The sequence below is a fragment of the Paenibacillus sp. OAS669 genome, assembly GCF_014873645.1.
Lineage (GTDB): Bacteria > Bacillota > Bacilli > Paenibacillales > NBRC-103111 > Paenibacillus_S > Paenibacillus_S vulneris.
The window spans coordinates 523,968-544,051 of sequence record NZ_JADBDR010000003.1 but is presented as its reverse complement, the minus strand read 5'-3'; the positions used below and the strand labels follow the sequence as shown (position 1 = coordinate 544,051).

Here is a 20,084-nt window from a genome sequence, read left to right as displayed (position 1 = left end):
CCACTCCTACCAGATGCTTCGTTTGATGAGCTTCTTGCTGAGTTCATTGCCCAGGATGATTAGGATGAAGCCGACGACGGAATTAAACAGCCCGACCGCTGTGCTGAAGCTGTAATCCTGCTGGCCAAGACCTTGCCGATATACGAACGTGCCGATGACGTCGCCCGATTCATAGACAACCGAGTTGTACATCGTTAAAATTTGCTCGGTACCGGCTTCCAGCAAATGTCCAAGGCGCAGCACCAGCACAAGAATGATCGTCGGCAGGATGCCCGGCAATGTAATGTAGAGCATTTGCCGGATGCGTCCCGCACCGTCGATGGAGGCCGCCTCGTACTGCTCCTGCTCGATACCGGCGATTGCAGCGATGAAGATGATGGCGTTCCAGCCGGATTCCTTCCATCCGGCGGTGAAGACGAGGACACTTCGGAACACGTTGTTGTCGAGGAAGAATGAGATGGGCGTTCCGCCGAAATATTGTATGACGTTGTTGACCATGCCTCCGCTTGGCGATAGAATCGTCACGAACAGCCCAGAAATGATGACCCAGGATAAGAAATGCGGAAGGAAAATGACCGTCTGCACCGTCCGCTTGAACCATACCTTCCTCACCTCGTTCAGAAACAGCGCGATCAGGATCGGGATCGGGAAGAGCAGGACGATTTTGTACAGGCTGATGATCAGTGTGTTAATAAAGACGTGGTAGAACTCCTCCGAATGGAACAGCTTGTTGAACTGATCGAGCCCCACCCACTTGCTGCCGGACACGCCGTCGAAGATGTTGAAATCCATGAATGCAATGACAATGCCGTACATCGGGGTATATTTGAACAATAGCAAGAACAGCAGCCCCGGGAGCAGGATCAAGTAAAGATCCAAGTTGGACCGGATCAGCCTCCATCGATCGCTCTTGACTGTGGTACGCACTTTTCTGCGCTTCAAGCTTACATCAGTCACGCTCATCGTCGACTCACCTCCAAGTTGTTATGTGTTTATTATAAGGAGGATGTCAGGAAGGCTGTAGATGGTGATATTTTTGTTTCTGGTAGTTTCTTATGGTCTTGGGCGGGAGATGTTTCAGTACCGACGTTGGTGCGTGTTGGGTAGTGAGGTGCGTATGTAGAGGTTGGTGCGGAGTGAGCAGCAGTACAAAAGCTCCAAAGGATATTCATCCCCGTCTGCTGACTGAAAACACCATTCAGTTGATTGAACCGACAGTTGTGATGCCGAAGTACTTAACGATCCCGACCGATCCTTCGGCGATATGCAGGAGCAGACTCTCTGGATTATTTTTTATATGATGATCCGAATTTTCGAACGTACTATCCAGTCCGACGCCACCCCTATAAGCAATGTATACTTCTCAAATGATAAGAAAAAGGCATTGGGTTTTTATCCCGAATGCCTCCTCAGTATTGATTACTTCAGCGTATCGAGCTGGACCTCGCAAGGGCTGTAACTGCAGGTGTATGCCGACGGGGTTACTGTTCGCGGACGTGATTTCATGAACCGCACCTGGATTAAGGAAGCCGATTGAACGATCCCGCTCAAGGTCTAGCAGAAGCAGCTGGACCTTGTTTGTCTTGTCGTACTCCCTTGGACCTGACGGTCACTGTCGTTCCTGCGCCCGGCTCCGACTGAACCGTCAAACCGTACTCCTCGCCGGCGAACAGCTTGATCCGCTCGTTCACATTGTACAACCCGTAGGAGCTGCCAGTGCCGTCCGCCCTCATATCAGGCCGCGGCTCCATGAGCAAACGATTCGCCAGCTCCGGTGCCATGCCGATGCCATCATCTTGCACCGATAGCACCAGATCCTCCCCCTCCATTCTTGCACGGATGATGATTTCTCCGGACTCCCTCTCCGACTCCCGAATCCCGTGCAGCAGCGCATTTTCCACGATCGGCTGCAAGGTCAGCTTCGGCATCACATAGAGCTCCAGCAGGTCTTCCACCTGAATATGGAACACGAAGCTCCGCGGGAACCGGCTCTGCTGGAGCTCCAGGTACACCTTTGCCAACTCCAGCTCATCGGTGACGCTGACGACATCCTGGCCTTTATTTAAGCTCAAGCGAAAATAACGGGCCAGCCCGCCAATCATTTGGCTGATCTCGGGAGCCTTATGCCCGATAGCGATCCAGTTGATCGTATCCAGCATATTGTAAAAGAAATGCGGATTGATTTGCGCCTGCAGCGCCCGCAGCTGCGCTTCCCGCTCCTGCACTCTCGACCGGAACGTCTCCTCCATCAAGTCATGGACCTTGTGGATGAGGTTGTCGACGCTTTTTTCCAGCAGATTGAGATCCCCGCCCCCGTCAGCCGCCCCGGACCGCTCGTCCAGCCGTTCGATGCCTTCCCGCTTGATCATTCTAATGACGGTCTGCATTCGGTTGTTCAACCCTCGAACGACAAGAGCCATCAGAATAAAAACCAACAGCAGGAACAAGAGCGTAGCTCCCAGCAAAGTGACAATGCCCGATACTTGGTTAAGTGCAACGGCGCGCGAGCTGATCTCCGCTTTCGGCACCTCGACCACCAGCTTCCAGCCGGTGGAACGAATAGTCGTGAAGACGACATAGCTTTGGTCCTTATCTCTGACGATGGGGGATACGCCCTCCCCTTTGCCTGCCATGGCTTGCACCACACCGTCAGACTTCAGCCTCGTTCCAAGCAGTGACCGGTCCTTGTCCAGCACAATGGTGCCGTCAGGAGCGAGCATATACACATGCTGTTGATTGTTCAGCTGGATCGTCGACAGAATATCCTCAAGCGTCTTGACCGTCACATCGATGACGAGTACGCCCGAGAACGCATCGTACCTGTCGGGGTCGCGCAAAACCCGAGCATTCGATACTACAAAGATGTCGCCCTTATCGATATATGTTTCCTCATACGCTCCCGTCCAGATCATTCGGCCGCCTGCGTTTGCCACCTCCGGGTACCATGAACGGTTCAGCAAGCTGTCCCACGGGAAAAAGTTCACTCGCTCGTTGGAAAAGTATTTCGAACTATCGACGAACAACCGGACGCGCAGCACCGCAGGATTCGCTTGGGCGTTATCGATCAGGTAGCCCAGTTCCTTCATCGCATCCAGCTGAGCGGCATAGGACGACGATTCCCGCAGGTACGTATGCAGCTTCGGATTCATCAGGATGGCATTGGACGTGTCGCGTATGGAATCGAACCGGCTGTTCAGGTTAATTTCTGCCTGCTTCAGCGTCTGCAGCATCGTCTGCGTCACTTCTTCATCCAGAATTTGCGAGGATTTCTGGGTGTACCAGTACAGCAGCACAGAAGCCGGCAGCAGAATCAGCACCACATAGGCGATCAGCCAACGTCTTGCTGCCACCACGCTTTTGGTGAGCATCAGCACATATCTCCAGCTTCGCGACAGGAACCGCCTCATCTGCTTCCACCGCCTTTACAACACATCATCCCGATACGAGCTCGGGGTGAATCCGGTATATTTCTTGAACAGCTTGCTGAAATAACTGGGATCCGAATACCCGACAGCATAACAAACTTCATAGAACTTGTTGGCTGGGTCCCGCAGCAGTGCCTTCGCCTGCTCTACACGAACCTTGGTTAAGTACTCGTTTATCGTCTCGCCGGTCTCTTGCTTGAACAGCAGGCACAAGTACGTAGTGGATAAAAAAACTTCCTTCGCAATATCCCCGACCTGCAGATTCTCCGCGTACCGCTTATCAATCAACGCTCGGACGCGCTCGATCACATTCTTCGACTTGCCGCTTCGCTTCTCACGAATCCGTCCACACACCTCGAGCAAATACTGCTCGACAAGCTGCTTGAGATCGCCCAGAGTCTCCTGCTGGAATACTTGAACCATCAGCTGGCTCTCCTTTTCCTCCGCATCCTTCCGGGACACGCCGAGTTCCAGCTGGACCCGACCTGCCAGAAGCAGCAGCTGCAAGCTGATGTTGCGCCCGTATTGGAAACCCTCCCGACGCTTTCGGGCTAACGCATCGTAGATTTCCTGAAGACCGACCAGCAGCTTGTCCTCATCCGCCGCTTTCAGCGAGGAGATCATCCGCTCGTCCTGAGCCGGGTCGAACCGATAGACACCGTCATCGCTCTGCTCCAGATTGTCCATGGAGATGATCTGGTTCTTCCCGAGGTGCCACCGCTGATCGGCGGCTTCTCTGGCTTGAGCGTAGGAACGTGGCAAAGAAGCTAGGCTCGCAATCTGCTCTCCGACGCCGATGGTCACGCTGATTTTCAAATACTGATAGAGCGCACCCTGCACATCCTCTGCCAATTTAAAGAGAAGTGACTCCTGGTCATCCCCCTCGTTCATTCGAAGGATACCTACGAATTCGACCATGCGGTTCTCGAAGACGTAGCCCCCGATCTCTCGGTCAATCAGCTCCTGTACGATATTGAGTACCGAGTAGGACAACAGCTGCTTGTCCCGTTCGGAGCGGGACTCCACGACGTCCGCCGAATTATCGAAACGGATCACAATGACCCAGTAAGGAGCCTCAAACGGCAGGTGAAGTCCCAGAAAATCGATCCGATCCCGTATGCGAAGAGGAGAAGCAACTCCGTCGCGAATGAGCGACATGAGGAACTTTTCGCGCAGCAGCGGCATGCCCAGGGTAAGCTTCGCCTGCATGTCCACAAAGAGTCTGCGCTCCTGCTCCTCCGTCCTCAGCGTGTCGACGACGCGTTCCATCACCGCTGTAAGCTCGTGGACATTGACGGGCTTAAATATATAATCGACCGCTTTCACCTGCAGCGCCGATTTTAAATAATCCGCATCATTATGCCCGCTGATGAAGACGATCTTCAACTGCGGGTAACGCTCGCTAAGTATATTCGACAGCTGGATGCCATTCATCTTGGGCATGCAGACGTCGGTCAGCACCAAATCCGGCTTGATCCGCTCAATGACCTGCAGCGCCGCCAGCCCGTTCTCCGCTTCGTCCACCACTTCGATTTCGTAGATGCTCCAATCAAAATAATTTTTCAATCCATGCCGAACTGTCGGCTCATCGTCAACGATGACCAGCTTGAACATCGATGTCAGCCTCCCACCTTAGCAATAATCTTTATTATCTCTTAAACAAGAGGCCTTGGGCATAGGAGATTCTTATGATTTCTGGTTGAATCCTTAGTTGTATGGCTCGGAAGACGTGCTGCCGAGATGCAGGTCGCAATGAATCCGAATATGCTCGAACGGCAGCGCCGGGTTCGCGATGCGCCACAGCATCCGGTCGGCTGCGCGGTAGCCGGTTTCGTGAATCGGCAGCAGCGGCCTCGTGAACGAGGGTAACTGCGAGTCATCGGACTGCTCGTTCAGGAAGCCGATTAGCGAGATCCGCTCCGGCACCCGCCACCCCAGCCGCCTGCAGGCATCGTAGACAACCGGCACCTCGTCGTTAATCCCGCAGATGACCGCGGTAGGCGCGTGGTGAACCATCAGTTCCATCAGCTGCTCCTGCCATTCAGGGCCGGTTCTCTCGCCGATGGAATGGAAGGCCGGATCCACCCTGCCCCCAAAACGGTCTATCGCATAGCAGAACGCCTGCCAGCGCAGAATGTAGCCTCGCTGCTTATGAATGTCGCCAACGTACATAATGCGGCGGTGTCCAAGGTTGTGCAGATACGCAACGGACTGGTAGGCTGCGTCGTAAACGTCCCAGATGACACTGTCAATTTTTACGCCGGGGGGAGGGAAATTAAGCAAAATCTTCGGCACCTGAAGCCGGAACAGGTTCGTTTCCCACGCTGCCGAGTCGATGCTTGGCGCGATGAAAATCCCGTCCGCGTACGTTATGCCGCTTGCCTCGATCCACTGGGCCATTTGCCGCTCCCTCAGATCTCTGGGCAGCATCAGCAGCTCAATTTGATACCCGAAGGAGAAAAACCGGTCCTGTAGCCCCTGCAACAGCAGGCGATTATATGGGACGGATTCCTGGGTTTGCACCAGCACGAAGCGCCGCCGATCGTTCGGGTAAGGGGTAATATGATCGAGCCGGAGGCTGCGGATCTGGTCGAGTGTACAGTAGCCGAGCTTCTCGGCGGTTTGAAAGATACGCTGCCGTGTCGCCTCAGACATGCCGGGCTTGCCCTTGAACGCCTTCGATACGGTCTGGACGGTTAATCCGAGCTCCTTGGCGATGGTAGTAAGCGTCACTTCCTTGCGGATAGGCATCGGGTCAACACCTCCATTCTGTATGTGTCTATCGTAGCATGACATCGTTTTTAATTAAACTAAAATTAAACTAGTTCCCCCCTTCCCAGTATCTATAATGAGAATCAAAGAGCCATATTGCAGTACATTTTTGGACTCTGAGAGGAGCATATTGATGTCAAATACGGTTAAGAAGACGGTTACGGTTCCGTCGCAAAATCTTGAAGTAAGCTACACCCCGGATGTTGTCGTTATTGGTGGCGGTGCCTCCGGCGTTGCTGCGGCGATTGCCGCTGCCCGCAATGGAGCGAGCACCCTGCTGATCGAGCAGCGCGGTTATCTTGGCGGCATGGGCACTGCGGCGCTTGTGCCGGCCTTCTGCCCTTATACCGACGGCCAGAAGCCGGTTATTCGCGGTATCGGTCTGGATTTGCTGGAGAAGATGAAGATCGAGGCTGGGGAAGATTTTATGAGCCGGTATAAGGACCTGCTCGACTGGGTGCCGATTGATGTGGAGACGCTGAAGCGCGTATATGATCGGGAGGTGCTCGCAAGCGGAGCCAAAATCCTATTCCACACGGTGGCAGACCAAGTGCTGCTGGAAGGAGACCGGATCAGCGGGCTGGTCATCAGCAACAAGTCGGGACGGTCGGTTGTGCAGGCGAAGCTGTACATCGACGCATCCGGCGATGCGGATTTGGCGGCGCTGGCCGGCGTGCCATTCCAGGTCGGAGGCGATCAGGGCGAGCTTCAGCCGGGCACGATGTGCTATGTGGTGACCGGGGCGGACCGGGCGCGATTCAAGCAGTTTCTGGAGGAGACCGGTGAGCGCGGGCAGCTGGAGCGGACCGTTACGGAGGCGCAGAAGAACGGCGATTTACCGGATGGCCGCAAGCGGATTTCCGGTATGGCGTGGATTACCGACTCTATCGTCGGGTTCAACTTCGGCCATATTTTCGGCATTGATGGGACGAAGGCGGAGGATCTTACCCGCGCCGCCATCGAAGGCCGCCAGCTGATCGATACGCAGATCCGCTTCCTGCGCAAATATGTGCCTGGTTTCGAGCACATTCATCTCGTGCATTCCGGCGATCAGGTCGGCATCCGCGAGACGCGCCGGATTCAAGGGGACTACACGCTTGTCGTGGAGGATTTTCTGTCGATGCGGACGTTCGAGGACGATATCGCCCGCAACTCGTACTTCATCGACATTCATCTGGCGAACGCCAGCAGCACGATGACGATCAAGCATTTGCCGAAGGGAGAGTCGCACGGGGTTCCTTACCGCTGCATGCTGCCGCAGGGCAAGTCGAACCTGATCGTCGCCGGACGCTCGGTCTCGTCCGACCGCCCGGTGCAGGGCTCACTGCGCGTCATGCCGAACTGCTTCGCCATGGGCGAGGCCGCCGGTATTGCGGCAGCAATGGCCGGCTCCGCGGGCGTTGGCTTCCGCGAGGTGTCTATCCCCGAGCTCCAGCGCAAGCTGATCGAGCAAGGGGCTTACCTCGGTGAGCGCCCAGGACAGGCGAATGACGGCGTGGAAGTCGATGCGGTTACTTTTGAAACGGAATGCAATTAAGGATGGGGTGGTAGCGTGTGATGGAGAGTCCATTGCAAAGCAAGTGGCTTGGTGCCACGTGGGGGACGCTGGGCGACAGTATTACAGCGGCAGGCGGCTATCAGCCGCACGTCCAGTCGGCGCTGGGGTTCACGGAGGTATTCAACTACGCGGTGGGCGGGTGTCCGATGACCGCCGGAGGAGACCGCGATTACGGTGCGACGACGCATGTCGGACGGACGATCGCTGCGGATCTCGATTGCGTGACGATCTTTGCGGGCGTGAACGATTTTCGGCTCGATAAGCCGCTGGGCGAGCTTGGTAAGGCAGATGTGTATACGTTCTATGGGGCTTATACAACACTGATCGAGGATATATTGATGAAAAATCCGCGCTGCCGGTTGAGCTTATGGACGCCGTTGCAGCGGGATAAGGACGGGTATGATATTTTTTATGTGAATGCGGCTGGGCATCAGCTTGTCGATTACGCGGATGCGGTGGTGGCGATTGGGCGGCAGTATGCGCTGCCCGTGCTGAATTTGTATGAATTGAGCGGGCTGAACCGGCTGACGCTGCCGTACTTTACTTCGGACGGACTGCATCCGAACGAGGCGGGCCACCGGCGAATCGCCGAATTGGCGATTCCGTTTTTGGCAGGCTTGTAGGCCGCTTCATGCGGCGGCACGATTTAGAGCATCCACAGGGCGATATTCGGCTCAGCGGACACGCAGGAGACGATTTAGCACCACGGATGCTCTATTTGCTTGAGGCCGCTCGTGTTAGGATGGTGTCAAAAAAGTTTGTGTATCATCATAGTAAGTAGGTTCAACGGGTCTATGAATCTCCTGTGAACATAGGAAATATCTCTATGTTCGCAGGAGGTAAACCAAGCATCGCGCGGCAGTCTGCACTTTACTTATTTCATTGGATCTGAGGCTCTTTGTAATACCTCTCACTCATAGATGAGTTCCTCACTCCCATTTCCAGCTTTTATTTTTGCCGGTTCGCTTCAATATTCTTTGATATTTGTTCTTCCGCCTCCCTCAGTGCTGTGTTAATATCCTTCTCCCCTTTGACGACAGGAATGATGGCATTGGACATATAACCTTCCGCGAATGAATCGTATTTGCTTACCGGAAGTGCTTTTGCAGGGCTGCTTTTAAAGGCAGCTTTCACATTCTTGCCTTGCAAATAAGGCAGGTTTTTGCCGAACTCCTGCTCTATGCTGCTTGACTTCAATACCGGCAGCCGTGCATTGCGGGCTACTTCCGTCTGCACCTCATCAGATAGAATCGTGGAAATGACTTGAAACGCTTGATCTTTATATTTGCTCTGCGCCGTGACGTGAAGAATCCACTCATCCACCTGCATGCCGGTGTTGGGGCGTTCTTTGAATGACGGGTACTGAGCCAAATCCCAATTCAAATCCTGCGCATCCTTCAAATTCGGAAGCATGTTAACGGAAGTGAACATAGCGAGCGTTCGTTCTTTCATAAACTGATCCGTACCGGCGCCAGCCAAACGAGGTGTATTATTTCCGGGAATATCATAGATGCTTTTCAGTAATTCGAATATTTTTTTCCAGTTATCATTGTTCACAGTCGGCTTCTCTGTTACCGGATCGACAAAGCCATACGATAGCACGGAAGCCATGCGGGTCGATTTATCCGGCTCCAAGCCCCGATACTGCACGCCGCCGTCGATGCGCGTCACTTTTTGGGCCAACTCTCTGACTTCCTCCCAAGTCATGCCGTCCTTCGGATATGGAACACCGAATTTGTCAAATATATCTTTGTTATAATAGAGACCGCTGAAGTGCATCGTCCATGGAAGCCCGATTAAGTTATTTTGCCGGCTTGCCGATTTTACCGATTCAACGGCGATCGGGTCCAACCGCGAAAGGTCGAAATTGAATTTTTTGATCAGCGGTTCCATATTTTCTTCCATTCCGGTTCCTACAAACCGGTAAATGATCGGGGAGGCGGTCATCACCAAATCCGGTATGTTGCCGGCAGCCATCAGCTTATCAAAACCGTTCTCCGGCTTTGACAAGTCAATGGGTTCGATTGTAATGTGCGGATAGCGCTTTTTCATTGGCTCCTCAAAGTACTTCTGGAACTCCCCAGGTCCAAGCCATCCCATACTAATACCAAATTTGATCGTGACGGGCTCGGTCGAAACCTGAGGCGGAGCATTCTTCTCACCAGCGGGCTGCTCACCGGCCGTTTTACCGTCATTTCCGCCGCTGCAAGCGGTTGCAAACAATAATAGTGACAGTGCGGCCATTCGTTTCATTCCCATGTCTTTTCCCCCATTCATCAATGTTGGAGCGAAGTTTCACACGTCTCGGCGAACGATTACAATATGCCATATGTACGGGCAAATCGAAAATAGTTCAGTATTATGCCGGAGTCACCGCCACGGTCGATCCGTGATGGTATAGGATGTCGTCTTGCAGGCAGGAGTTCCGCCCGTTGCCGTTGTGCAGAATAATAAACAATGCCGCTGATGAGAACCCGAATGTGCTTATACCTACGGAATCCCACAGGATGCTAGCCACCCTCCCAATCTTGGGCGACTAACCGCCAGCCACAGGGGAGATCCCGATCCTTAAGTGATCTTCAGGTCGTCATGCATCATCCTGCGGGATTCGCATTCACCCCATCTTCCTCCTCTAAACAATACGCCCATGTCCTTCGAACGGATAGTCGATCGTAATACGCCCCGCCTGACAATCGCCAATGCCGCTGTAAAGATCGGACTTGCCGTCCGGACGCATAACAATTCCCGAAGTAAAGACGCAATCGACTAAATGTGGTGCCTTGGCAGGTCCCGGCGGGTAGCAGGAGCGACTTCCGATCAAACGAAGATCCGAGGACTCTCGGGTGGTTGGATCGAAGACGAAGGCCATGTTCAGGTACACCTTCACTTCCCCTCCATTCTCATCCATATCCTTGTAGCAAATGTGGCCGATGATGCCGATTTTGCCGCTATCAAGTAGATAAGCCTGATTAACGCCTCCCCATTCACCTTCCCCGAAGATGCCGTAAATGTACGGTGCGTTCTCAATGACGTCTGCAGTTAACTCTTCCAGTCTATCAATGACCGTGAAGCCGATCATTGCTTCGCTCCCATATTTGCCTCTAGTCTCCGCGCCACGTGGACGCGAGAAGACACCGATCTTGCCATCCGACAACGGAACAAGGCGAATATCTTTCATTCTGTTAGGTCCGGTAGTGAAGTAGTACAAATTGTGGAGGTCGGTACCCCGGAAGAAATAACCAAAAAACGTACTGTATCTTCCACTCTGATATTGCACATGAGTCCCTCCCATTACTAGCTCATCGCCGATCTCACTGATGAAAGGGTCCTCCAGAGTATAGATCATGCTATCCTTCACCACGGTCCATTCATCCTGCCCCGTCTCCTCGAACAGGCGGACCCAAGAGCGGGCCCACTCTTCACGGCGTTCTACCCGTCCGAACAAATAGCGCTTCCCGTCCCGTATGAACGGAATCGAAATATTGTAGACATCAAAACCGTCTACACCATGAAATACCAGTGTCTGGCTCTCATAGATCTTTTTTGCCGCCTCAAATTCAATTCTTTGCGTCTGCAGGGTCAAATTTCTTCACACCTTCCTTTTGATTTCGACTCGCTTATTTATTTTAGAAGCCTGATATTCTTCGATGAATTGCTCCAGGTATCCGTAACTACCTTATCCATACCATATTACCCATTTTTTCCAGCTATGCCAGGAAAGCCTTGTCGTATTGTCATTCACGTAAAAAAAGAACCGGCTTCCGATCAAACAAATCGATGATGCGCTTTCCAAAAGCCGGTCCATCCAGTCCTCTTCTATGGCGAGGTTTGGGCACGGTGTAAAATGAACTTTTTTCCTGGAAGAGTCACTGGCCGGCCATCTGCTTGCGGTATTCTTTGGGCGAGACTCCCGCTATTTTATTGAAGATATGCGTGAAATAATTGGAGTCGTTGAAGCCGGTGGCTTCGGAAATTTCGAATATTTTCATATCTGTACTTTTCAGCAGAAGCTTCGCTTTCTGTACGCGCAGGTTCTGGATATAGCCGGTTACACTTTCCCCGGTTTCCTTTTTAAACAGATTACTGAAGTAGCTGGGGTTGAGATGGACATGGGCCGCCACCTCGGCCAAGCCGCATACCCCCATGTATGACTCTTCAATAAACCGGATAGCCTGCTTGACCGGATTATCATTCTTGCTGGCAAGCCAGTTATTGTGTGACCGCAGGAATTCATGGATGTATCCCTGCAGCCATACCGCAATATCATCCGGCGTCACACATTTGTAGACAGTATCCCACTCTATGGGGCGCACAGCCATTTGCCATTCGGGAAACTGGACCTGCACTAGCCGAAGAATGGCAGCAGCCAGCAGCAGCGCTTCAATCTTGGCGGTTTGCGGGGGCAAATGGCTGATCCGGACGACTTGCTCCTGCAGCTCACGACTCAGCCGGCTGTTATCCTCCGACATAAGCCAGGTTACAATTTCCTTCTCCTTCTCGTAAAGCGCCGTCTGGTTGAGCAGTGATTCATTGGCAGAACCGTGGTCCCTGTCCCCTTCCCGGCAATACCGTCTGTAGCCCTGACGCAATTCCTCCGTACTGGCGCATAGCCCTTGTCCGCTGTATTCAAGAGCCAGCCTCAGATAATGATGGACCGAGTCGGTGAGTATCTGCGGCCATGAGGGGAATGTATCCGGCCGGGAAGCACTCCGGTCCACCAATAAAGCCCACTCCGATGCATTCATGGGAAACAGGCGAAAGCCGCCGGGAAACCATTTATTCAAGTGCTCCCCGGCAATATTGGCGAAAGCAAATTGCAAAAGCGGCACATCCTCGGCGGAATAATGCTTCTCTGGAGGAAAATAGGTGGGAATACGGAGAAAATGCAGCTCACATTGCTTCATCCGCTTCAGCAGAGCCTCCACCTCTTCACCGTTGCAGGGCATGCCCATAATAGCCGAGCGCAGCTCGCTGTCTTCATGCTGGCGCTTCCAGCCCTCCACCAAGAACTGAGACTGGCTTTCTTCAATCAGCTGCACATAAATCCGATCAAGTACGCTTAATATATCCGTTTCCACACAAGGCTTCGTAATAAAGTCCACCACGCCGAACTTGACGGCGGACTGGGCATACGAAAAATCCTTGAATCCGGTTACAATCACAATCTTCGTCAGCCAGCCGCGGCTTCTGATTTCTTCTGCCAGCTGCAGACCATCAATATGGGGCATCCGGATATCGGTCAGCAAGAGATCCGGGACACATTTCTCCATCATTGACAAGGCGTCCCGGCCATTGGCCGCTTCCCCAGTCACCACCCACTCGGCGGACCGCTTCCCCACCAGTTTCAGCAGCCCCTTGCGGAAGTTAGGCTGATCCTCTGCAATAAACAACTTGCCCTTCACCCGTTTCCCTCCTCATGACTCCCCAGTGTCCCGGATTTAATAGGAAGCGTCATGTGAACAACCGTTCCTTTCCCTTCACTACTGGTAATTTCCACCCCATATGCGGGTCCGTATACCAGTTGAATGCGCCTCAGCACACTTTTGTAGCCGATTCCTGTCTTATCGCCGTCCGGCAGCACAGCCTCCGCCTCTGTCAAGGCTCTCAAGGTTTCTTTATCCATACCGCATCCGTTGTCAGCCACTACGATATGCAGTGCCTCATTTAACAGGAACGCTTTAATCCGCAGCACCCGGTCTTTCTCCATATCACGGAAAGCGTGTACAAAAACATTTTCCACCACCGGCAGCAAGAGGGATCGCATCATCCGCAGACTCAGCAGGGACTCCTCAGCTTGGATAATGGTTTCAATCTCGCCAGTGAACAGCTCTGTCTGGATCTTGATGTAATTGCGGATCTGGTGCAGCTCTTCGCCAAGAGTCGTATCCGTCTGGACAGATTTGAGGGAATACTTCAACATCTCCGAGATGGCGTTGATCAGAAGCGCCGTCTCCTCCTGATCGTTGCTGTACAGCTTCCAATACAGCTCATTGAACAGGTTGTGCAGATAATGAGGGTTTAGCTGTGCCTGGATGGCCTTCAGCTCCGATTCCCTCTGGCTGATCTGGGCCAGATATACCTTATTAATCAGTTCGCTCACTTGCTCCGCCATGCTGTTGAAGCTGTCTCCGATGAAGCCCAGCTCATCGCCGGAATCCACTTTGACACGGACCGTGAAATCGCCGGAACGCAGCGTACGCAGTCCCTGCATCAGATGGGCAAGAGGAGTGAGGAGCGTCCGGGTGGAAATCGTAATAAGTAACGCACTGAGCAGGATCACGCCGATTCCGGCAAATGCCAATACTTGGATGATATCTTTATTTTTCCTCTGTATCTCCTGTAAGGAAGCCCCTCCATATAGGGTAAAACCTGCCGGAATCAGCTCGTGGCGGACAAACAGATAGGTGATGCCATTCATTTTGACATAACGAGGATAATTTGCCTTTGTCAGTTGCAATAGTTGCTCCATCTCACTCTGATCAGTATTGGAGTAGAGCACACCGCCCATAGGCTCCAGCAGCAGCACCTTGCCGCTGCCGTTCTCCGTAAGATCCCGCAGCACTTTGGATACCAGGCTTTCCTCCATCACCATCACCATGGTGCCGTACGGGATCAGCTTCTCATTGAGCATCCGTCTGGCTGCAACCAGAACCGTTCTCCGGCCGTCCGGATCAATGGTACTGGCCGCCTCGGCCCGGCCCCAGACCATATTCCCCCGATGGGGCTTAAGCTTTTCCATCATCCTGGTCAAGTCATCCGTTCCCGGCTCTCCTGACGCACCGATTTTGGAGAGAGCCGTCATTTCCCCGTTCTCATTGTACAGGAAAATGGAACGGATGGACGGCGCATCCACCAGCAGCATATTCAACTGCTCTTCTACATACTTGCGGTTCTTGAATTGGGTGTAGGAATCGCTTACGGGAACGATGTTCTCCTTGAGAAACAGTTCGATGGACGGGTTCAGGATAATGGATTGGGATACGCGGTTGATTTCCTGGAAGGACATCTCCAGTCTGGCCAAAGCCTGTTCGTTGGCGATGGAGAACTGCTTGCTGATTTCATCTTCCATTAACTGGATATTTGACCGGTAGACCATCCAGCCTGCCAAGGCAAAGGCAAGTGTTACCATACACGAGAGCAGCACGATCAGTTTGATCTTGAAGCTGCCCTTTATTTTTCCTGCTATATAACCCGGCCAGCTTGTCGGACGCAGTCGGCTCCCCTCCCCCCTTTGAATTTCATATTGTATTATAAAACGGTTCCTTCCAAGCAAACAACGTTTACATTTTACCTGTCTACGTAGGAAGGAAACGCTTCACGTTCCGATCCGGTTGACCTGTATTATTTTAAAGCTTCATACAAGGCAATTAGAGCAAGGGACTGTCCGTATGCCATTGGCATAATGGTAATGTTTTTATAATGGTCTTTGTCCATTCCCATACCGGTTCCGGCCGACACATTCATCACGGTTCCGTCACCGCTGATATTTTGACAAACCGCCTGGATGGCCTTGTCTGCAACAGCCTGATAGGAGGAATCCAGAATACCGGTTTTTATGCCTTTTAGGATACCCGCGGCAATTGCGGCCGATCCGGATACCTCTTCATAGCTGGTTGGGTCTTGCAGGACGGTGTGCCATAGGCCTGAAGCGGCCTGGAGAGGAACCAGAGCGTTGACCTGGGCCTTATACGTATCAACCAGAAATTGACGGACACCCGGGTTCATCGTATCCTGGCAAGTTTCCAGGTAATCGACGAGGCCGTAGGTGAACCAGGAATTGCCGCGGCACCAGAAGATACTGCCGAAATTATCATTGCGCTCGAAGCTCCAGCCGTGGAAGAACAGTCCGGTATGTTTGTCGAACAAGTACTTGATATGGAGCAAAATCTGGTGTACTGCTTCTTGCTCCCACTCCGGCCGATTGAACTTGCGCCCGGCCTGGTTCAGAAACAGAACCGCCATAAAGAGCGTATCAATCCATAGCTGCTCATTGTGCAAGTGGATTCCATCCCGGTTACCAATGGCAGTGACTGTATGCTGGAAGCCGCCTTCTTTGGTTTTGGGCAGCTCATGAACGAGCCAGTCCGCATGATCCCGGCATAGCTGTTCCAGCTGCTTGGAAGGCTCAAGCTGATCCAGGAGCAAAACCAGAGCCAGATAAGGGGCGGTCGTATTAATGTTTTTTGACGGCAGGCCGACCTCCATATTGCGGGAATACCAGTTCTGAAAAAACTCCATATAGCGAGTATCGCTGTAATACTTCTGCAGCTTGTACAGACCATAAAGACCGACGCCCTGGGGCCAGTCCCATTCCTCAATTCCGAAATCCCGTTGGACAATCCCTTTTCTTGTATCGGCCTGGACCGCAGTTTTATCCTTTTCATAGTCGCTGCCGCCCAGATTCATAAGTTTGTCCACTACCAGTCCGATTTTTTGAAGCAGCATTTCATTTGTCATGATTCATATACTCCTTCTCATATAAATTGTTCCGAAAGCAAACTTGGCCCGGCCTTTGCCGGACCAGGTCCGCATTTATCCTATTCCAGGCCCTTCAGCCCTTACTTGTGTTGGGAGCGGACCAACTCCAGGATATCCTTGCCGAGGAAGGCTCTGTCCTTATTTTCTTTATACCAGGTATTCATAAATTCCTCGATCTGTTTGCCGCCGCCTCTCTCCCAGGCAGCTTTGGCATCTGCAATGGCCTGCTCAGGGGTATATTGGGCCCCGCCAATAATGCCTTTGGTAAAGATGTCCTTCATTTCCTTGTCGATATTGGTATTGATCACTACCAAATCGCTCGGCAGGGTAGGCATATGCTCATAGTGACTCAGCGCGGGATACTGGGCCTCGGGATTAAGCAGAAACTCGTCGGCTTTCTTCAGCATGTCCAGACCAGCCTTCTGGTCAGGATCATTCACGTCGAACGCAGTGGTGGAAATCAGAAGCGGATTCTCTGGGATTGAGTAGAACATGGAGTAGTCCATGGCCCAATCCAGTTCCTTGGCATTCTTCGCAGGATCAATGACCTTTGGAAAACCGTCCTCGCCTTTCTTCCAATGCTCTCCCTCTATTCCTTTCTTCAAAATAAGGGCGTTCTCCGGCTTGATGATGAAGTTAATATATTCCATAGCTGCCTTGGGATCCTTGGCCGCGGCATTGATCACCGTGGTCATTTGAACCGGATTGACCACATGATGAACGAATTGTCCCATTGGAGACTTTGGCTCCGCCATCGGCGCAATCTCCGCCCCCGGAACAACCTTGCGGAGCGTTTTAACGTCCGTTACCGTATTCTCAAACCAGTTGGTGATAGCAGGAGGAAGGTAAACGCCTATTTTTCCGTTCAGAAAATCCTGCTTGGCTTTGGCTCCATTCTTGTCCGCCAGGTAATCCTTATCGATAAGCCCTTCTTCAAATAATCTTTTCTTGAACTTAAGAGACTCCAGCGAATTATCCCAAGTCCTTACAATTTTGTCATCATTGGAGATTTTCCAGCCGTACGAGCCGAACATGGAATCCACCATGCCGTCCGAGGTGTAGCTCATATTGGTTCCATAAGTATCCTTCTTCCCGTTGCCGTCAGGGTCCTGCTCAACGAATGCTTTTAGAACGACAAGCAATTCGTCGGTGGTCTTCGGAACCTCTAGCTTCAGCTTTTTCAGCCAATCCATCCGGATAAAGGCTACACTCTGCAGGTGGGGCTCATTAATTTTGCCGATTTCGTAAAGCTTTCCGTCCGGCTTGGTGCCTATTTTGCGAAGCTGGGGGTACTTCTCCAGCAGCTTCTGGTATTCAGGGGCATATTGCAAGTAATCATCCAGAGGCATCAATTGCTTCTGCTGGTACAGGGAATTCCTGAATCCCGTATCATAATCATTGACAATATCCGGCGCACTGCCCGATGCGAACAACACATTCAGCTTCTTGACTGCCTCTGCCCGGGCCACCGGCACATACTTGGCCGTAACGGGAGAATGCTCATTGATCCACTTGGTCCAACGGTTGTCCTCAACCGTTCCCTCCGCTGCAGGAATATTGCCTCTGTCATAATTGGAAACGGTAATTGTGGCTTTTCCTTCAGCTTGCCCTCCTGCCCCTTCTTCCTTTTGGCTGCAACCAGCTGCCCCTGCCGCCATAACCGCCGACAGTCCCAGCGCTAACGTGATCTTCATTTTTGGTGCGAATGTTTGTCCAAACATGTGGAATCCCCCTCATCCTTCTATGATTTATTTCATTGTTGCCGCTAACCCTTGATTGAGCCAAGCATAATGCCCTTGACAAAATATTTCTGCAGGAACGGATATACCACCAGCATGGGCACAACCATAACCATAACCCCAACCGCTTTCAGCTTTTCGGATACCATCTCCTGCTGCTGCATCATATCCATGGCCGACATATTAAAGTTCCCCTGAATTTGCAGCATCCCCTGGACGATAACAGTAAGATTCTGCAAATTCGTCTTATTGATGTAAAGAATAACACTCATGAACATGTTCCAGTAGCCCACTCCGTAGAATAACGTCAGCGTAGCCAGCATGGGAAGAGACAAGGGCAGTATGATGCGCATGAGCAGTTGGACCTCGCCGCAGCCATCCATCTGGGCGGATTCCGCCACTTCACCCGGGATGCTCTCAAAATAGCTTTTCATAATCAGCATGTTATAGGTGCTGATCAGCCCGCCAAGCCAGAGGGACCAGTAAGTGTTGGTCAAATGCAGGCTGTTCATGACCAGATAGGTAGGGATCATGCCTCCGCTGAAAAGCATGGTGAACAATGCAGCCGTTGTGATCGGCTTGCGGGCATACAGGTAACGGCGGGATAAGGGATAAGCCGTCAGCACCGTGGCCAGCATGCTCAAGGCCGTTCCACATAAGGTAATGATCACGCTGTTGGTAAAGGCGCGCAAGGCTGGCGTATTCTCAAAAAAGTATTGGTAAACGGTGAAATCAAGCCCCACCGGCCAGAACCAGACCTGGCCCAGGTCAACCGCGTGCCCGGAGCTTACGGACAGCGCAATCAGATGCAGGAAAGGCAGGATGCAGGTGAGCGAAGTAATGATCAATACCACGTGAATAAGGATGACAAAAATTTTTCCGCCTGTGGATTCTCTCAAGAGCATTTCCCTCCCTTCTTTAGAATAATCCCTGATCGAATTTACGGGCCAAGGCGTTGGCCGATAGCACAAGTACCAGGCCGACGAAGGATTCAAACAAGCCCATGGCTGTGGTCAGGCCGAATTGGGCCTGCTGCAGCCCCACTTTGTACACGTAGGTGCTGATGACCTCCGCTTTCTGCAGGACAGTGGGATTCTGCAAATTGTAAACCTGGTCAAACCCTACTTCCATCAAACGGCCCATGCCAAGAATCAGCAGCAGGATAATCGTAGGACGGATACCCGGCAGGGTGATATGCCAAATCTGCCTAAGCTTGCCTGCACCGTCCATCCCCGCGGATTCGTAGAGGCTGGGGTCAATGCCGGAGATAGCGGCGAGATAGATAATAGCGCTGAAGCCCATCTCCTTCCACATGCCGGAGCCGACAAAGATGGCGATCCATGAGTTTGTGCGGTACAGGAATGGCACCGGCTCCATCCCCCATTGGCCCAGCAGCTTGTTGATGGTGCCGCCGTCGATGGAGAACAGGGTCAGGATAATGCCCGCAACGATAACCCAGGACAAAAAATGTGGCAGATAAATAATGGTCTGAATCCAGCGCTTCAGCCAGCTCTTCCGAACCTCATTCAAGGCAATGGCGATAAGAATCGGCGCAGGGAACCCGAAGACCAGGTTCAGAACGCTTAGGGTGAGGGTATTCCAGATAATTTGCAGCGTGACGTTGGACTGGAACAAAATCTCGAAATATTTCCATCCCACCCACGGACTTGACCATATGCCATCGTGAAAGTTGTAGTTCTTGAAAGCTATCACAAGACCGCCCATAGGCAAGTAGCGGAATATCAGATAATAAAGCACTCCCGGTATAAGCATGACAAATAGCGGAATATTCTGCCGAAACCGCTTTGTCTGGTAAAAAGCCTCTTTGGCTGCCGGTACTCTATCTGTTCCTACGGCGGCAGGCGTCGTTTTCATGGCTTCCCCTTCTTTCCTGATGAAAGTTTTTGTTGGATGTGATGCTTATAATGTACCGCGGTTCGTCCATTCCGGGCCTTAAAAATCTTTAGGTCTTTCTGTGCGATTTTTGTTTCTCCTTCAAATCAGCAGGGAGCCTCACGGAAAAGGGCAGCACTGGGTCCTTTTCAAAAGTCATCAGCCGAACACGCCCTATGCCCGCTTGGAATACCGTTCCGCCAACATCCCCCCTCCGCA

At 52.3% G+C, this 20,084-nt stretch carries 15 protein-coding genes; 2 read left to right on the top strand and 13 right to left on the bottom strand.

Annotated elements, in window-relative coordinates; all coding sequences use genetic code 11:
* Nucleotides 1-6: 6 nt before the first annotated feature.
* From GGC63_RS10310 to GGC63_RS10295, 4 genes are all read right to left on the bottom strand, one after another.
* Nucleotides 7-963, bottom strand: coding sequence for an ABC transporter permease (locus GGC63_RS10310; protein WP_079912794.1), 957 nt, complete (start codon nt 961-963; stop codon nt 7-9).
* A 584-nt stretch (nt 964-1,547) separates the two neighbouring features.
* Nucleotides 1,548-3,407, bottom strand: a complete 1,860-nt coding sequence (locus GGC63_RS10305; RefSeq protein ID WP_192702205.1) for a sensor histidine kinase — start codon at nt 3,405-3,407, stop codon at nt 1,548-1,550.
* 15 nt (nt 3,408-3,422) lie between these two features.
* Nucleotides 3,423-5,039 (bottom strand): response regulator, encoded by a 1,617-nt coding sequence (locus GGC63_RS10300; protein ID WP_192702204.1) that lies wholly within the window; start codon nt 5,037-5,039, stop codon nt 3,423-3,425.
* A 93-nt stretch (nt 5,040-5,132) separates the two neighbouring features.
* Complete coding sequence (locus GGC63_RS10295) at nt 5,133-6,221, bottom strand: LacI family DNA-binding transcriptional regulator (protein ID WP_192702203.1); 1,089 nt, start codon at nt 6,219-6,221, stop codon at nt 5,133-5,135.
* Between the two features lie 109 nt (nt 6,222-6,330).
* Here GGC63_RS10295 and GGC63_RS10290 point away from each other — a divergent pair, with 109 nt between their 5' ends.
* Together GGC63_RS10290 and GGC63_RS10285 are read left to right on the top strand one after the other, a co-directional pair.
* Nucleotides 6,331-7,734 carry an FAD-dependent oxidoreductase gene (locus tag GGC63_RS10290; protein ID WP_079912798.1) on the top strand — a complete coding sequence of 468 codons (1,404 nt, stop codon included), beginning with the start codon at nt 6,331-6,333 and terminating at the stop codon, nt 7,732-7,734.
* Between the two features lie 20 nt (nt 7,735-7,754).
* Entirely contained in the window at nt 7,755-8,378 is a 624-nt protein-coding gene (locus GGC63_RS10285; RefSeq protein WP_192702202.1) for an SGNH/GDSL hydrolase family protein, read from the top strand.
* A gap of 325 nt (nt 8,379-8,703) precedes the next feature.
* Here the strand turns inward: GGC63_RS10285 and GGC63_RS10280 are convergent, their stop codons facing one another.
* The 9 genes from GGC63_RS10280 to GGC63_RS10240 form a co-directional block, all read right to left on the bottom strand.
* Nucleotides 8,704-10,014, bottom strand: a complete 1,311-nt coding sequence (locus GGC63_RS10280) for an ABC transporter substrate-binding protein (RefSeq protein WP_179136160.1) — start codon at nt 10,012-10,014, stop codon at nt 8,704-8,706.
* A 100-nt stretch (nt 10,015-10,114) separates the two neighbouring features.
* Nucleotides 10,115-10,273 (bottom strand): hypothetical protein, encoded by a 159-nt coding sequence (locus tag GGC63_RS10275; protein WP_192702201.1) that lies wholly within the window; start codon nt 10,271-10,273, stop codon nt 10,115-10,117.
* Nucleotides 10,274-10,387: 114 nt separating this feature from the next.
* Nucleotides 10,388-11,338 (bottom strand): DUF1861 family protein, encoded by a 951-nt coding sequence (locus GGC63_RS10270; protein WP_192702200.1) that lies wholly within the window; start codon nt 11,336-11,338, stop codon nt 10,388-10,390.
* A 283-nt stretch (nt 11,339-11,621) separates the two neighbouring features.
* On the bottom strand, nt 11,622-13,157 hold the full coding sequence (locus tag GGC63_RS10265; RefSeq protein WP_192702199.1) for a response regulator transcription factor: 1,536 nt from the start codon (nt 13,155-13,157) through the stop codon (nt 11,622-11,624).
* Nucleotides 13,154-14,884: a sensor histidine kinase gene (locus GGC63_RS10260; protein ID WP_225948084.1), complete on the bottom strand. Its 1,731-nt coding sequence runs from the start codon at nt 14,882-14,884 to the stop codon at nt 13,154-13,156. The genes GGC63_RS10265 and GGC63_RS10260 overlap by 4 nt, the downstream gene beginning before the upstream one ends.
* A 212-nt stretch (nt 14,885-15,096) precedes the next feature.
* A complete protein-coding gene (locus GGC63_RS10255; protein WP_192702198.1) occupies nt 15,097-16,212 on the bottom strand; it encodes a glycoside hydrolase family 105 protein in 1,116 nt (371 codons plus the stop codon).
* A 101-nt stretch (nt 16,213-16,313) separates the two neighbouring features.
* Entirely contained in the window at nt 16,314-17,954 is a 1,641-nt protein-coding gene (locus GGC63_RS10250) for an extracellular solute-binding protein (RefSeq protein ID WP_225948083.1), read from the bottom strand.
* 44 nt (nt 17,955-17,998) lie between these two features.
* Nucleotides 17,999-18,877 (bottom strand): carbohydrate ABC transporter permease, encoded by an 879-nt coding sequence (locus tag GGC63_RS10245; RefSeq protein WP_192702197.1) that lies wholly within the window; start codon nt 18,875-18,877, stop codon nt 17,999-18,001.
* Between the two features lie 13 nt (nt 18,878-18,890).
* Nucleotides 18,891-19,847 carry an ABC transporter permease gene (locus GGC63_RS10240; protein WP_079912805.1) on the bottom strand — a complete coding sequence of 319 codons (957 nt, stop codon included), beginning with the start codon at nt 19,845-19,847 and terminating at the stop codon, nt 18,891-18,893.
* Nucleotides 19,848-20,084: the final 237 nt, after the last annotated feature.